The sequence below is a fragment of the Pelagerythrobacter aerophilus genome (assembly GCF_003581645.1).
Taxonomy (GTDB): domain Bacteria; phylum Pseudomonadota; class Alphaproteobacteria; order Sphingomonadales; family Sphingomonadaceae; genus Pelagerythrobacter; species Pelagerythrobacter aerophilus.
The window spans coordinates 464,403-479,665 of the sequence record NZ_QXFK01000019.1; the positions used below are offsets into that span (position 1 = coordinate 464,403).

General features: G+C 67.8%; 12 protein-coding genes. 5 read left to right on the forward strand and 7 right to left on the reverse strand.

The annotated features are described in order from the left end of the window. Nucleotides 1-22 precede the first annotated feature (22 nt). Nucleotides 23-1,213, reverse strand: coding sequence for a phospholipase D-like domain-containing protein (locus D2V04_RS16045; protein WP_119514706.1), 1,191 nt, complete (start codon nucleotides 1,211-1,213; stop codon nucleotides 23-25). Between the two features lie 111 nt (nucleotides 1,214-1,324). Between D2V04_RS16045 and rpoZ the strand changes: the two genes are divergently transcribed. Further along, nucleotides 1,325-1,669 carry a DNA-directed RNA polymerase subunit omega gene (rpoZ, locus tag D2V04_RS16050; RefSeq protein WP_119514707.1) on the forward strand — a complete coding sequence of 115 codons (345 nt, stop codon included), beginning with the start codon at nucleotides 1,325-1,327 and terminating at the stop codon, nucleotides 1,667-1,669. 102 nt (nucleotides 1,670-1,771) lie between these two features. Further along, the gene (locus tag D2V04_RS16055) at nucleotides 1,772-2,851 is read left to right on the forward strand and encodes a DUF3667 domain-containing protein (protein WP_119514708.1); all 1,080 of its coding nucleotides are present in this window, start codon (nucleotides 1,772-1,774) and stop codon (nucleotides 2,849-2,851) included. A gap of 44 nt (nucleotides 2,852-2,895) precedes the next feature. Here D2V04_RS16055 and ftsH read toward each other — a convergent pair whose 3' ends face one another. The 6 genes from ftsH to D2V04_RS16085 form a co-directional block, all read right to left on the reverse strand. Then, nucleotides 2,896-4,851, reverse strand: coding sequence for an ATP-dependent zinc metalloprotease FtsH (ftsH, locus tag D2V04_RS16060; RefSeq protein ID WP_119514709.1), 1,956 nt, complete (start codon nucleotides 4,849-4,851; stop codon nucleotides 2,896-2,898). Nucleotides 4,852-4,938: 87 nt separating this feature from the next. Further along, nucleotides 4,939-5,922, reverse strand: a complete 984-nt coding sequence (locus D2V04_RS16065; protein ID WP_228766493.1) for a HupE/UreJ family protein — start codon at nucleotides 5,920-5,922, stop codon at nucleotides 4,939-4,941. Next, complete coding sequence (locus tag D2V04_RS16070) at nucleotides 5,919-6,722, reverse strand: peptidyl-prolyl cis-trans isomerase (protein WP_119514710.1); 804 nt, start codon at nucleotides 6,720-6,722, stop codon at nucleotides 5,919-5,921. Before D2V04_RS16070 ends, D2V04_RS16065 begins: the two co-directional genes overlap by 4 nt. Beyond that, nucleotides 6,719-8,683, reverse strand: a complete 1,965-nt coding sequence (locus D2V04_RS16075) for a DUF3604 domain-containing protein (protein WP_119514711.1) — start codon at nucleotides 8,681-8,683, stop codon at nucleotides 6,719-6,721. Before D2V04_RS16075 ends, D2V04_RS16070 begins: the two co-directional genes overlap by 4 nt. Nucleotides 8,684-8,767: 84 nt before the next feature. Continuing rightward, nucleotides 8,768-9,370 carry an exopolysaccharide biosynthesis protein gene (locus D2V04_RS16080; RefSeq protein WP_119514712.1) on the reverse strand — a complete coding sequence of 201 codons (603 nt, stop codon included), beginning with the start codon at nucleotides 9,368-9,370 and terminating at the stop codon, nucleotides 8,768-8,770. A 46-nt stretch (nucleotides 9,371-9,416) separates the two neighbouring features. Further along, nucleotides 9,417-9,869: a MaoC family dehydratase gene (locus D2V04_RS16085; RefSeq protein WP_119514713.1), complete on the reverse strand. Its 453-nt coding sequence runs from the start codon at nucleotides 9,867-9,869 to the stop codon at nucleotides 9,417-9,419. Nucleotides 9,870-9,982: 113 nt separating this feature from the next. Here D2V04_RS16085 and glpD point away from each other — a divergent pair, with 113 nt between their 5' ends. The 3 genes from glpD (at nucleotide 9,983) to D2V04_RS16100 (ending at nucleotide 15,254) form a co-directional block, all read left to right on the forward strand. Continuing rightward, nucleotides 9,983-11,461: a glycerol-3-phosphate dehydrogenase gene (gene glpD, locus D2V04_RS16090; RefSeq protein ID WP_119514714.1), complete on the forward strand. Its 1,479-nt coding sequence runs from the start codon at nucleotides 9,983-9,985 to the stop codon at nucleotides 11,459-11,461. A 79-nt stretch (nucleotides 11,462-11,540) separates the two neighbouring features. Next, nucleotides 11,541-14,669 carry a bifunctional proline dehydrogenase/L-glutamate gamma-semialdehyde dehydrogenase PutA gene (putA, locus tag D2V04_RS16095; RefSeq protein WP_119514715.1) on the forward strand — a complete coding sequence of 1,043 codons (3,129 nt, stop codon included), beginning with the start codon at nucleotides 11,541-11,543 and terminating at the stop codon, nucleotides 14,667-14,669. Nucleotides 14,670-14,723: 54 nt separating this feature from the next. Beyond that, nucleotides 14,724-15,254, forward strand: a complete 531-nt coding sequence (locus D2V04_RS16100) for a hypothetical protein (RefSeq protein WP_119514716.1) — start codon at nucleotides 14,724-14,726, stop codon at nucleotides 15,252-15,254. Nucleotides 15,255-15,263 lie beyond the last annotated feature (9 nt).

Below are 15,263 nucleotides of genomic sequence, written 5' to 3' on the forward strand. Positions count from 1 at the left end.
GCGCCGGGGGTCCGTAAGTTGCCTATAGGCCCAGATTGAGCCGCCGCGTCACCGTATAGTCGATCACCGAGACGAGCAGCCAGCCGATGTTCCAGCGCACGCGGTTCCACAGCGTCGCGCGCTTGCGGTGGAGCGCCGGCGTAATCGCCTCCGACGCTTCGATGTGATGCGAGATGTACTCCCGCATCCGCTCCGCCAGCGCGGCGTCCTCTATCTGCAGCATCAGCTCGAGGTTGAGATAGAGGCTGCGCATGTCGAAGTTGGCGCTGCCGAGATAGACCACGTCGTCGAGCACGATCAGCTTGGTGTGCAGCTTGCAGGGCGTGAATTCCCAGATCCGCGCCCCCTTGCGCAGCAGGTAGCTGTAGAGCGATCGGGTCGCGCCCACGGTGGCGGCGTTGTCGCTCTTGCCCGCCATCACCAGCCGCGTCTGACCCTTCGCCGCGATCCGGCCGATCCGCCGCTGCAGCCGCGTGGGCGGGGAGAAATAGGCCATCAGCATGTCGAGCCGCTGCCCTTCCAGCAGGTCCTCGCTGACACAGCGCGCCCAGGTGGAAAGGCCGTTGGTCGGTCCGCCCACCAGCCAGCGCGCGCCGCCCTCCGCCCAGTCCCAGGTCCTCACCGCGCGGCGGATGGAGCGGAACTTGTGGTCGTCGACGTCGCACCAGCCGCTGAGTCGCGCGAACCAGTCGGTCAGCCCCTTCACCGCGGTTCCCTCGATACGGATGGCGAGATCGTTCCAGCCGTCCTCGTCGGGCGGAGCAAAGTAGGAATCCTCGATATTGAAGCCGCCGATCATCCCACTTTCGTCGTCGGCGATGACGATCTTCTGGTGGTTGCGGATCAGATAGCGCTGCGTCCAGCGCGGGCTGAAACAATGGACGGTGCCCCCCGCGGCGCGCAGGGGGGCGAGGAATGCGTCGCCCGCCGCCGCGCCGAAGCCGTCGAGAATCAGCGTGACGTCGACGCCGCGCCCTGCCGCTTCGATCAGCGCATTGCGCAGCGCGGTGCCGACCTCGTCCTTGGCATAGATGTAGAAGCACAGCTTCAGCGAGCGCCTGGCTTCGCGGACCATCGCGAACAGCGCCTCGCGCCGATCCTTGCCCCCCGGATAGAAGGTCAGATCCTGCCCACCGGCGTGCATCGAGAAGGGATCGGGATCGGTGAAGGCGGCACGATCGGCAATATCGCCTGAGGTCTGCGCACCGGCCATCGCGCAGCCTTAGGGCGTGCCGCGCCCGGGCGCAAATCCTTGACTTTCGCGCCCTGGCCGCCTAGCTGGCACGCTTTCCGAACAACCCATTCGCAAACATCGGAGTGCCACATGGCGCGCGTTACCGTCGAAGATTGTGTCGACAAGATCCCCAACCGTTTCGATCTCGTGCTGCTGTCCGCGCAGCGCGCGCGGGAAATCTCGGGTGGTGCGGAGCTGTCCGTCGATCGCGACCGCGACAAGAATCCGGTCGTCGCCCTGCGCGAAATCGCGGAACAGACGGTGCGGCCGAAGGAACTCAAGGAATCGCTCGTCACCGGCCTGCAGAAGATCCTGCCCGACGACGAGGACGAGGCGGACGAAATCGGTTCGCTGAGCCAGTCGGCCGAAGCGCTGCGCATCACCGCCTCCGCTCCGACCCGCTCGACCTCGATCGGCTCCGACTACGAGGGCTAAACCGCCTTCCGCGACTTTCGAAGGGGTCGTCCGCAAGGGCGGCCCTTTTCGTATTCCGTTCGCGTGCTTCCCTCGATCGCACCGCACGGCTAGAAGCGCCGCATGACAGGGGATATCGGCGAGGGAATGGCGGAGATCGCCACCGGGGCTTTGGCGGCGCGCGTGGTCGAGCCGGGCGGCGGGGAAGCAACCCCCGGCGCCACGGGTCACACGCATGAGAGCGTCTGCCTCAACTGCGGCACCCCGCTCGCCGGGCCGCATTGCCACAACTGCGGCCAGCGGGCGCACGTCCACCGCACACTGCGCGCCTTCTTCCACGACCTGCTGCACGGCGTGCTTCATTTCGAAGGCAAGACCTGGCGCACGTTGCCGCTGCTCGTGTGGCAGCCGGGCAAGCTGACCCGCGAGTATATCGACGGCAAGCGCGCCAGCTACGTCAGCCCGATCGCATTGTTCCTGTTCGTGGTGTTCCTGAGCTACGCCCTCTTCAGTGCGCTGGGCGGATCGACGGCGTTCGCGCCCGATGTTAGCGGGATCGAGCAGGTCAAGTCGGCCTATGCCACCAACCAGAAAGAGCTGGCCGAACTGCAGGACAAGCGCGAGCGGAACCTCGACGATCCCGCCGATCTGGCCGAGATCGACGAGCGCATCGCGGAGCTCAAGGATGACCAGCAGGGTCTGGAAATGGTCATCGGCGGAGTCGGAAGCGAGTTCGAGACGAACTTCAGGGAAGGCTTCGAGAACAATCCGCTACCCGAAGGCAACGCCCTCACCGCGGCGTGGGAGAAGGCGGCCGCGAACCCGCAGCTGACGATCTACAAATTGCAGACCAATGCCTACAAGTTCAGCTGGATGCTCATTCCGCTGAGCGTGCCGTTCGTCTGGCTGCTGTTCCCCTTCGCGCGCCGCTTCAAGGGCTACGACCACACGGTCTTCACCACCTATTCGATCGCCTTCATGATCGCGCTGGCGGCAGTCTCGAGCCTGCTGTTCTATTTCGGCATGCCGGGCATCGGCGGACTGCTGCTGTTCTATGCGCCGTACCACATGTACCGGCAGATCCGCGGCACCTACGGCACGAGCCGCTTCGGCGCACTCTGGCGCATGCTGGCGCTGAGCCTGTTCGCGTGGATTGCGATCAGCTTCTTCCTGATGGCGATCGGCTGGATGGCCGGGCACTGACCGGCCCCACAGGGCCGGCCAGCTATCCGACAAAATTCTGACGATCAGGCGCCTTGCGGGGCGCCTTCGCCGCTGCCGAAGCGCTTGCCCGCCTTCGGGATCGCCGAGCCGGTGACCGGGCGCACGGCCGGGCGGGTAGGTGCGTCGGGGCGGTCGATCTTGCCGCTGTCGAGCAGTTCGCGGATCTCGTCGCCAGTCAGGGTCTCGTATTCGAGCATGGCCTGGGCGAGCAGGTGGAGTTTGTCCTCCTGCGTCTTGAGAATCTCCGTCGCGCGATTGTGCGCGCCTTCGATCAGCGTCTTGATCTCGGCGTCGATCAGCTTGTTGGTCTCGTCCGAGCCCATCGTGCGCGCGGTCTGGCCCATGCCGAGATAGCCTTCCTGGCTTTCCTCGTACTGGAGCGGGCCGAGCTTGTCGGACATGCCCCACTTGGTGACCATGTTGCGCGCCAGCTTGGTCGCATACTGGATGTCGGACGAGGCACCGCTCGACACCTTGTCGTGGCCGAAGATGATTTCTTCCGCCACGCGCCCGCCCATCGCGACCGCGAGGTCGGCGTGCATCTTGTCGCGGTGATACGAGTAGTTGTCCCGCTCCGGCAGGCGCATGACCATGCCCAGCGCGCGGCCGCGCGGGATGATCGTCGCCTTGTGGATTGGGTCCGACGCCGGCTCGTTCAGGCTGACGAGCGCGTGGCCGGCCTCGTGATAGGCGGTCATCTTCTTCTCGTCGTCGGTCATGACCATCGAGCGGCGCTCGCTGCCCATCATGACCTTGTCCTTCGCGTCCTCGAACTCCTGCATCGCGACGAGGCGCTTGTTGCGCCGCGCGGCGAGCAGCGCCGCCTCGTTGACCAAGTTGGCGAGGTCGGCGCCAGAGAAGCCCGGCGTGCCGCGCGCGATCGTGCGCGGGTTGACGTCGGGCGCCAGCGGCACCTTCTTCATGTGCACGGCGAGGATCTTCTCGCGCCCGTCGACATCGGGCACCGGCACCACGACCTGGCGGTCGAAGCGGCCGGGGCGCAGCAGCGCCGGGTCGAGCACGTCGGGCCGGTTGGTCGCGGCGATGATGATGATGCCTTCGTTGGCCTCGAAGCCGTCCATCTCGACGAGGAGCTGGTTGAGCGTCTGCTCGCGCTCGTCGTTCGAGTTGCCGAGGCCGTGGCCGCGGTGACGGCCGACCGCGTCGATCTCGTCGATGAACACGATGCAGGGTGCGTTCTTCTTCGCCTGTTCGAACATGTCGCGCACGCGGCTGGCGCCGACGCCGACGAACATCTCGACGAAGTCCGAGCCGGAGATGGTGAAGAACGGCACGCCTGCCTCGCCCGCGATGGCGCGGGCGAGCAAGGTCTTGCCGGTGCCGGGCGAGCCGACCAGCAGCGCGCCCTTGGGAATCTGGCCGCCGAGCTTGGAGAAGCGCTGCGGATCCTTGAGGAACTCGACGATCTCCTCCAGCTCCTCGCGCGCCTCGTCGATGCCGGCGACATCGTCGAACGTCACCTTGCCCTGCTTTTCGGTCAGCATCTTGGCCTTGGACTTGCCGAAGCCCATCGCACCGCCGCCGCCGCCCTTTTGGACCTGGCGGAGCGCGAAGAAGGCGATGCCGAGGATCAGGATGAACGGCAACGACTGGATCAGCACGGCGAGCAGGATGTTCATCCGCTCGGGCGCAGTGCCGGTATATTCGACGCCGTTCGCATCGAGCAATTCGGTCAGGCGCGTGTCGTTGGTGACAGGCACGGTGCTGAACGTCTCGCCGTTGTCGAGAGTCCCGGTGATCTGCTCGGGCGAGATCGTGACGTCCTTGACGAGACCCGCCTCCACGTTCTCGCGGAAGGTGGAATAGCCGATCTCCTTGCCGGCCGGCTGCCCGGCGTTGCCGAACATCGACACGAGGAGCACGAGCGCGAGGAAAATCCCGCCCCAGACCATCAGGCTCTTGATCCAGGGATTGGGGCCGCCGCCCTCGGGGTCGCCAGGCTGCTTGTCGTCGTTCATCGGAACAGGAATCCTTTCACCGCACAATGTAGGGGCGAGCGGGTGAATGGCAAGATAACGGCGGCCCGCTTGCCGCGGGGCGGCGCGTCAGCCGATCACTCTGTCGATCAGCCAGTACGATCCGGTGATTCCGATACCGTAGGCGGCGACTCGCAAACCGGTCGCCATCGCGGGCTGCGCGAGGCGGTCGAGCGCGGCGAGCAGCGCCATAAGGGCCGCGACGACGAGCAGTTGCCCGGCCTCGACCCCGAGGTTGAAGGCGAGCAGCGCGGCAGCGATTTCCCCTTCCGGCAATCCGATCGCGGCAAGCGCGCCGGCGAAGCCGAAACCGTGCAGCAGCCCGAAAGCGAAGGCGATCGCCCAAGGGTAACGCAGCGTCCAGCTTTCCTCCCCCTTGCGCAGCCGCACGATCTCCAGCGCGAGGAACACGATCGACAGCGCGATCAGCGCCTCCACCGGGCGCCGCGGCATGCCGAGCAGCCCGAGCGAGGCGCCCGCGAGCGTAATCGAATGCGCGGCGGTAAAGGCGGTCGCGGCGAAGACCACCGGGCGCCAGCGGCGCAGCAGCAGGACCAGCGCGATCACGAACAGCAGGTGGTCCCAGCCGAGCAGGATATGCTCGACCCCGATCACGAAGTAGCTCTCGAGCACCTGCATCTGGTCGGGCCGGGCGGGGATCGTCGCGCGCGGTTCGGCCGACGTGAGGCGCAGCGCCTGCACCGGATCGCCGAGCGGCGCGACGCGCACGAGCATGTCGGCCTGCCCGATCAGTCCGGGCATGCCGATCATGCCGCCACGCACCGTGCCTTCGCAGTGCGCCTCGGCCGCGCCGACGATGGCGAGGCCGGCAACGCCCTGCTCCACCGCGCCGAAATAGCTGCAGTTCGCGGGCAGATTGGGCGGTGGGGGTGCTTCGAGCGGCGGCGCCGTGAACGGCTCCTTCCAGGCGAGGCGCCATTCGCCGGGGGCGCTCTCGGTGAATTCCAGATAGCCGGGACGCAGCTCGTCGGCGCTGGCCGGGGCCGCGATCAAGGCCGGAAGCGCCAGCAGCAGGGCGGCGAGCCACCTCACCGCGCGACCGTCACCGTGTAGGCATCGCGGAGCAGGGCATAGGCCTCGTCGCGGCGGCGCGCGATCGTCTCCGCGCGCCAGTCGTTTTCGACCTTCTCGCGGAGGTCCGCCAGCGGCGATACTTCGCCTGCCTCTCGCGTGCGCAGACGGACGACATGCCAGCCGAAGCCCGAGGCGACCGGGTCCGACCAGTCGGCGCCCGGCTCCATTGCGTCAAGAGCGCCGACGAAGGCCTCGCCGAACTGCTCGGCCGCGCGGCTTCGCGAAGCGCCCTCGACCGAGGGCGGGAGCGAGATCGCCTCGCCCTCCATCGCGCCGCCCGCCCGCAAGCGCCCCAGCGCCGCTTGCGCTGCCGCGCGGTCGGCGAAGAAGCGCTGGTCGAAACCGTAACGCACCTCGCGCGCGAAGCGCTCGGGATGATCGGCAAGCCATGTCGCCAGTACCTCGTCAGAGGGCTCGACGGTCTCGGCCATGCTCTGCGCGAGGAAATCCATCTTGTTGGCCATGCGCTTGCGCACCACCGCATCATCCCGGTCGAGTCCGAGCCGCAGCGCTTCGCGGTAGAGCACTTCCTCGCGCACGTACTGCTCGGTCAGCGTATCGAGCTCGGCGTCGGTCGGCGGGCGCTGCATCGTCCGCTCGTACTGCAGCGCCAGTCGCGCGCGGTCCTCCAGGCCGACGTCGATCGTGCGGCTCGCCGGATCGGCGGGTTCGCCCTGCCAGGCGAACAGGGCAAAAAGCACCGCCCCGGCGGCGAGGAAGTGCACCATCGGCTCGCGAGTCCAGCGCGGCAGGGTCATCCACGAAGCCACGCGCGCGCGAACCAGCCGGCTTGCCGCTCGGCGCGTGGTGCCGGGTCTGCCGGACCGAGCCAGATGGGCGAGGTGTAGGCGCGTTCCTGCGCAACCGCGTCCGCCATTGCCTCGGCCGGCAGCTCGATCCCGAAGCGCACCGCATCGTAGAGCGTCCAGCGCGGCGTCGGGATTTCCAGTACGCGAACGTAGTAGAACGCGCTCTCACCCTCGCGATAATCGGGGTCGGTCCAGACCGCGCGCAACTCCGGCGCGCCGATCGTGTTGGCGTAAGTCGCCGTCTCGCGATCGACCGTATCGCCGACCGCGGGCACTTTCCCGCCGGTCATCCGCCGCTCGTCCATGTCGGACCAGACGACGTCGTGGACTTTCTCGTGCAGCACGCCGTCGGCGGTGATCCAGCCCTTGACGATTTGCACCCGGTCGAGGTGCGCGCCTTCCGGGTCCTTGAGCGCGGAGATCAGGAACGTCGGCGCCTTACCCTGGTCCACCAGCTTGCCGCCCATCGGCACCCCGCGGGTATAGCCGGCCCCCACCCAGTCGCCGCGCCAGTCTTCCTCGGTGAAGTCGAACCCGCCGAACAGGCGCACCGTCATGCGCGGGCCGGTGGTGGCATAGACCTCGCGGCGCATCATCGCATCGAAGATCTCGGCCCGCGTGTTCGCCCGCGCCCAGACCGCCGCATAACCACCGGCCATGTAGTGCCAGCCGAACCGGCCGACTTCGGTGCCGAGGTCCTGCGGCTCCAGCGCGCGGTCCTCGATCGCCGGTTCGTTGCCCGTGTGCTTGCCGAAGAAATTGTCTTCGTCCGCAGTGGCGAGCGAGGTGTGGCTGTCGGTCGAACCGATCATCCCGAAGGCATAGGGGTTCACCCCGGTGCGCTGTTCGATCGACAAGCCGCGCTTGAGCGCCTCGCGCAGGTACTCGCCCGCCAGCATGGTATCGGCCTTGCGCTCGGTCAGCGGCAGGTTGCCGAGCTCCCACCCGGCATCGCCGAAGCTGGCGAATTCGTCGTTGGGCGAGAGGAACGGGTGCGATTCGCTGTCGCCCTTGATCTGCGTCGCCTCGACCACCGGCTCGCGCATCGCGCGGCGGCGGGCGTAGTCGGCGCTCATCGGCCCGCCCTGCGAATCGGTCAGCTCGAACATCAGCCCGTTCGAGAGATTGGAGTTGTGCGGAATCGCGAGCGCCCCGCCGCCGGTCGCTTCCTCGTAGGCGTCCATGTAGTCCCACAGGTCGTCGACCGGCCCTTGCAGACCCGGATAGGGCAGGACCTGACTGGTCCGCGCATAGCCGTCGCGGAACATGACCACGCGGTGGAGATTGTTGCCGCCGGGCATCAGCGTGTATTCGAAGCCGGCGAGCGGGGTGAATTCGCCGGGCTGATAGTAGCGGTCGATCAGCCGCAGGTGCGCGTCCCAGATCTCGCGCATGTTCTCCTCGCGGCCCTCGGGATCGCGGAACGCCTCGGGCAGCGAGTCGGTCGCCGCGGCGTCGATCAGCTCGGCGACGGCGCGCTGCGACTGCTCGGGGCTCTCGTGCATCATGTCGTGCCAGCGGCGCAGCGTGGGATCGCGGATCAACAGGCGCGGCGCGTCGTAGAGCCGGCGCATGGCGCCGAGTCCATCCGAATGGTCGGCGATGACGAGAAAGTCGAGCGGGCGCGAGAGCTTCGCCTTGACCCCCGTGCTCGAGGTCACCTCGTCTCCGCGCGCGAACTTCAGCGCCTCTTCCGGCCCCAGCCGCGTGCCGAAGCCGAAGGCGTCTATGGAATTGTCGGTGTGGAGGTGGGTGTCGCCCCACAGGACCTGTTGTGGAAACTCCGCGATCTCGACCGCCGCTTCGGCGTCCGCCGCGCGCTGCGCCTCGCGCTCAGCTCCATCGCATCCGGCCAGCGCCAGCGACGCCACCAGTGCCAGGCCCACCACTCCCGTCTTCGATCCCGCCATCGCATCCTCCCCCCGGATATGCGTCGTTCTGCGGCCCGCGGGTACAATGACACAGCGGGGGGCGCCGTCAAGCGCGCCGGGCGCTCAGCCGGCGAGACCGCCCGTGGTGACGAGCGCGATCACGACACCGAGAGCACCCAGCGAGAGCGTGAAGGCGATCAGCATGAGCAGTCCGTCGCGCACCATCAGCGCGAGCCCGAAGGCCGCTATCGCGATCATCGGCGCCGAACTGGCGAAGGGCAGGAGCTCGAGCGGCGGCACCATGCAGCACAGGAGGAGGATCACACCAGCGGCAGCGCGGGGCCAGAGCCCTTTCGTGAGCCATTTGAGCCTGCCCCTGAACCAGCGGTCCATCGCCGCCGCGACGCCGTCCAGGTGATGCGCCGCGCGCGCGAGCCGGTCGCCGTTGACCGCGCGGCGCTCGATGAAGGGCGGCAGCCAGACATGATCGCGCCCGAGCAGGAGCTGCCCTGCAATAAGCGCGATTGACAGTGCGAGCAGGCTCGGCACGCCGGGAATCCCGCCGATCGGCGAGAGCTCGATCAGCGGCAGGAGCAGCAGGATCGGGCCGAAGCTGCGCCGGCCGAACTCGTCGAGCGCGTCGCCGACGCAGACCTCTTCGCGGTGCTCGCCGAGATCTTCGATCCCTTCGAGCACTTCCTCGATGCTGTGCGGTTCCTGCGTCATAATCCTTCGCAGGAACGGGCGGGCCGCCGTTCGGCTCCCGGCGCCTTCAGCCGGGTTTCCTCTTCAGCAGGGCCGTGCGCTCGCAGCGGCAGACGACCTCGCCGCGCTGGTTGAGCATCTCGTGCGTGAAGGTGACGATACCCGCACCGGGCCGCGACTTCGATTCACGCAGCGCCGTGACCTCGCTGGTCGCCCGCAGCGTGTCGCCGATCGCGACCGGTTTCGGCATCGTGACCTTGTCGTAGCCGAGATTGGCGACGAGCGTGCCCAAGGTCGTCTCCCCCACGCTCACCCCCACCATCAGCGCGAAGGTGAAAGTGCCGTTGACGAGAATCTGGCCGAATTCGGACTCGCGCGCCGCCTCGGCATCGAGGTGGAGCGGCTGCGGGTTGTGGGTCATGGTCGTGAACAGCAGGTTGTCCGTTTCGGTGACCGTGCGGCGGATCTCGTGGTCGATCCGATCGCCCACCTGCCATTCGTCGAAATAGCGGCCTGCCATTCTGCGCTCCCCAAGTCTTCGTCGGGAGCGCCATAGCCGCCCGGCAGCGCCAGGCAAACAACGTGGCGCAAATCGCTCGCCTCGCGCGGCAGGGGCCGATAGGGCCGCCGCGCATGTTCGACCTTCTCGTTATCGGCGGCGGCATCAACGGCGCCGGGATCGCCCGCGACGCCGCCGGGCGGGGGATGAAAGTCGCGCTGGTCGAGAAGGACGATCTCGCCAGCCACACCTCCTCGGCCAGCACCAAGCTGGTGCACGGCGGTCTGCGCTATCTGGAGCACTACGAGTTCCGCCTCGTGCGCGATGCGCTGCACGAGCGCGAGGTGCTGCTCAGGATCGCCCCCCATCTCGTGCGTCCGATGCGCTTCGTCCTGCCGCACGACAGGGGACTGCGGCCCAAGTGGATGCTACGGCTCGGGCTGTTCCTCTACGACCATATCGGCGGGCGGCGCACCTTGCCCGGCAGCCGCGGCATCGCCCTGCGCAAGCCGCCGCACGACGCGATCCTGCAGGACCGCTTCCGGCGCGGGTTCGAATACTCCGACTGTTGGGTCGACGATGCGCGGCTGGTGGTGCTGAACGCCGTCGACGCGCGCGAGCGCGGCGCTGAAGTAATGACCCGCACCGAGTGCATCGCGCTCGACCGGGTCGGTGAGCACTGGCGCGCGACACTCCGCGCCGGCGGGGCCGGCAAGACCGTGAGGGCAAGGGCGGTGGTGAACGCCGCTGGGCCCTGGGTCGACAGCGTCGCGGCCATGGCGACCGGCGGCCGGGCAGAGGCCCACCTGCGGCTGGTCAAGGGCAGTCATATCGTGATCCGCCGCAAGTTCGCGGGGCCGCACGCCTATATCTTCCAGAACGGTGACGGACGGATCGTCTTCGCCATTCCCTACGAGCGCGACTTCACGCTGATCGGCACCACCGATCAGTTGTTCGAGGGCGATCCCGATGCGGTGGCGATTTCGGAGGAGGAGCGCGACTACCTCTGCGCCGCGGCGAGCGAGTATTTTCGCGAGCCGGTCGAGCCCGCCGATGTCGTTTCCACCTATGCAGGCATCCGCCCGCTCTACGAAGACAATGCCGCGACCAACGCGACCGTGACGCGCGACTATGTCTTCGCCATCGACGCGCCTGACGGCGAGACGGGCGGCGCCCCGCCGCTGCTCAGCGTCTATGGCGGCAAGATCACAACCTACCGCAAGCTCGCGGAGCACGCGCTGGAACGGCTGGGCGAGCATCTCGAGGTTCCGGGCGAACCATGGACCGCGGATGCCGCCTTGCCCGGCGGCGACTTCGCGGAGAGTTTCGACGCGTTCCTCGCCGAAGTCCGCGCGCTGTGGCCGTGGCTTCCCGAAGAGACCGCGTTGCGCTTCGCCCGCGCTTACGGCACGCGGATCGAGCGGGTGATCGGGCGCGCGCAATCGCTCGCCGATCTGGGGCGCGACCTCGGCGGCGGGATGACCGAAGCGGAAGCCGACTATCTGCGCCGCGAGGAGTTTGCGCACACCGCAGAGGACCTGCTCTGGCGCCGCAGCAAACTCGGCCTACATATGATGGCGGAAGCCCCTGAAATCGCGGCGGCGGCGCGCTGAAGCGACTTCGCTTGATTGCCGCGGACGCCGCGTCCAAGGGGCGCTCGAACCCGTCCCCTTTCAGCCGAGTCGCAAGAAGATGCCCGTTCCCGCCCCGCTTGATCGTACCGCCGTCCGTGTCGCCTACCGGCAGGAGGAGGGCACGTGCATTGCCGAGCGGCTGCGACAGGCTGCGCCTGCGAGCGCTCTCCATGACGAGGCCGCGGCGCTTGCAGGGCGGCTGATCAAGGGCGCGCGCGGCCGTAAGGCGAGCGGGATCGACGCCTTCCTCCAGCAGTTCGGCCTCGCGACCGAGGAAGGCATCGCGCTGATGTGCCTTGCCGAAGCCCTGCTGCGCGTGCCCGACAACGCCACCGCCGATGCGCTGATCCGCGACAAGATCGGCGACATCGACTGGTCGGAGCATCTGGGCGAATCGAGCTCCACCTTCGTCAATGCCGCGACCTTCTCGCTGATGCTGACGGGCGAAGTGCTCGAACGGCCCGAGGAGCATCAGAAGGGCATGGGCGCGACGGTGCGGCGCGCCATCGGCCGCCTGGGCGAGCCGGTGATCCGCAAGGCGACGCTGCAGGCCATGCGCATCCTCGGCGGGCAGTTCGTCTTCGGCCGTACGATCGAGGAAGCGCTCAAGCGCGCGGCACCCGAACGCGCGAAGGGGCTGACGCACAGCTTCGATATGCTCGGCGAGGCGGCGATGACGTTTCCTGACGCGGAACGCTACCGCCGGGCCTACGAGCGGGCGATCGAGCGGCTTTCGCGCGAGACCGACGGCGGCATCACAGGCTCGCCCGGTATCTCGGTCAAGCTGTCGGCGCTCTACCCGAAGTACGACTATTTCCACGCCGAGGCAGCGACGCAGGCGCTCGTGCCGATCCTGAAGGATCTCGCGATCAAGGCGCGCGACGCCAACATGCACTTCACGATCGATGCCGAGGAGGCCGAGCGGCTCGAGCTCTCGCTCGACATCTTCGAAGCGCTGGTGGCCGATGACGCGCTGTTCACCCGCCGCGACGGCAGCGCGTGGGAAGGGTTCGGGCTTGCGATCCAGGCCTACCAGAAGCGCGGCGTGCCGCTGTGCGACTGGACCGCCAAGCTCGCCCGGCGTCATGGCCGGCGGCTGATGGTGCGCCTGGTCAAGGGCGCTTACTGGGACACCGAAATCAAGCTGAGCCAGGTCGGCGGGTACAAGGATTTCCCGGTCTTCACGCGCAAGGTCGCGACCGATGTGTCCTACCTCGCCTGCGCCGCCAAGCTGCTCGAGGCGCGCGACGTCCTCTATCCGGCATTCGCGACGCACAACGCCTATACGATCGGCGCGGTCAAGGCGCTCGCCGCCAAGGGCGAAGGCGAATACGAGTTTCAGCGGCTGCATGGCATGGGCGAGGAAGTCTATGCCGAACTCGCCGCCGTGGAGGGCAACCGCAAGACTCCGGTGCGCATCTATGCCCCCGTCGGTACCCACAAGGATCTTCTCGCGTATCTCGTGCGCCGTCTGCTCGAGAACGGGGCGAACTCCAGCTTCGTCAACCGCATGGCGGATGCCGAAGTACCGGTGACCGAGCTGACCGGCGACCCGGTGGCTGAACTCGCCGCGACCGAGCCGCGCCGTAACCCCGCGATCCCGCTGCCGGCCGACATCTTCCCCGGCCGCCGCAACAGCGCCGGGATCGACATCGCCGATCCGCTGGTGCGCGAGCCTCTGCTCGAACGGCTGGCGGTGCTCGACGCACGGCGCTGGCATGCCGAGCCGACCTTCCGCTCGCCCGAACAGGGCGAAGTCGCGCCGATCACCCAGCCGCAGGATCTGACTCACGAAGTCGGCACCCGGCGCGACGCGCTGCCCGAAGAGATCGACGTCGCGATCACCCGCGCGATGGCGATCCAGCCGGGCTGGGACTCGCTCGGCGGCGAGAAGCGCGCCCTGCTGCTGGAAGCTGCGGCAGACAGGTTCGAGGCGCACACCGACGAGATCCTCAGCCTGTGCCAGCGCGAAGCGGGCAAGACGCTGATGGACGCCGTTCTCGAACTGCGCGAAGGGGTCGACTTCCTGCGCTATTACGCGAACGAGGCGCGGCGGCTGTTCTCGGGTCCGCTCCCGCTACCGGGGCCGACGGGCGAGGAGAACCGGCTCAGCCTGCACGGGCGCGGCGTGTTCGCGACGATCAGCCCGTGGAACTTCCCGCTCGCGATCTTCATCGGCCCGGCCGCTGCGGCACTGGCCGCCGGCAACACAGTGATCGCCAAGCCGGCCGAACAGACGCCGCTGATCGCCGCCCTGGCGGTCAAGCTGTGCCACGAGGCGGGCATTCCCGAAGACGTGTTCCAGCTCCTCCCTGGCGCGGGCGAGGTGGGCCAGCTCATCACCTCCGATCCGCGCCTCGCGGGTGTCGCCTTCACCGGCTCGACCCAGACGGCGCAGGCGATCAACCGCACGCTCGCCGCGCGCGACGGGCCGATCGCGACACTGATCGCCGAAACCGGCGGCCAGAACGCGATGATCGTCGACAGCTCGGCCCTGCCCGAGCAAGTGACGCGCGACGTGGTCAACAGCGCCTTCCAGAGCGCGGGCCAGCGCTGCAGCGCGCTGCGCGTGCTCTACCTCCAGGACGATGTGGCGGAGGAGACGCTGGCGATGATCAAGGGCGCGTTCGAAGCGCTCGCGATCGGCGATCCCGAAGAGCTGGCGACCGATGTCGGCCCGGTGATCGACCCCGATGCCAAGGCCGCGCTCGAGCGCCATGTCGCGCGGCGCAAGAAGCACGGCCGCATGGTGTGGCGCCGCAAGATGCCGCGCAATACGGCCGCCGGTTGCTTCGTCGCGCCGACGATCATCGAGATCGATTCAATTCTCGACCTGCGGCGCGAGAACTTCGGCCCGATCCTGCACGTGGTGCGCTACAAGGCGAGCGAGCTGGGCCGCGTGATCGAGGATATCAATGCGACGGGCTATGGCCTGACGCTCGGCCTTCACAGCCGGATCGAGGCGACCCGCCGCTTCGTCGAGGCGCGTGCGCGGGTCGGCAACTTCTACGTCAACCGCAACCAGATCGGCGCGGTGGTCGAAAGCCAGCCGTTCGGCGGCGAAGGCATGTCCGGCACCGGTCCCAAGGCGGGCGGCCCGCACTACGTCGCCCGCTTCGCGACCGAGCGCGTCGTCTGCATCGACACCACCGCGGCCGGCGGCAACGCGAGCCTGCTGGCGAGCTGAGGCCTGGCGGCATTGTGTTGCAGCGCGTCGCGGCCGTTTGCTAGAGCGGGCGCGATGCGCCGCCTTGCCGCCCTGATCCTTTCGCTCGTTGCGCTTGCCTGGTCGGTCGGAGCGGCGGCCGACGTTCGGATGAGCTTTCACAGCTTCAACGGCTCGGTCCTCTTCGGCCGCTTTCCGCACACCTTCATCGTGCTGGAGGGGACCCTCGACGAGACCGGCCAGCCGATCGAGGAGAACTATGGATTCACCGCGAAAACGGTTTCGACCCGGCTCCTGAACGAGCCCGTTGAGCATGCGGTAGAGGTCGAGGACGAGAAGTATATCCAGGAAACCAACCGGCACTTCACGGTGACCCTTACCGACGCGCAATACTGGCAGGTGCGCAGCGAGGTGACGAAATGGCGCGATGCGCCGGGGAAGTACTACGACCTCGATAAGCGCAACTGCATCCACTTCGTCGGGGCCATGGCGCGCATCGCCGGTCTAAGAGTGGATTATCCCAAGGACATGCTGCGCCGGCCGAAGAAGTGGCTCAATCACATCACCGTGCTGAACCCACAGCTCGGCGCCGAGGCGATCGACTAGCGATCACCC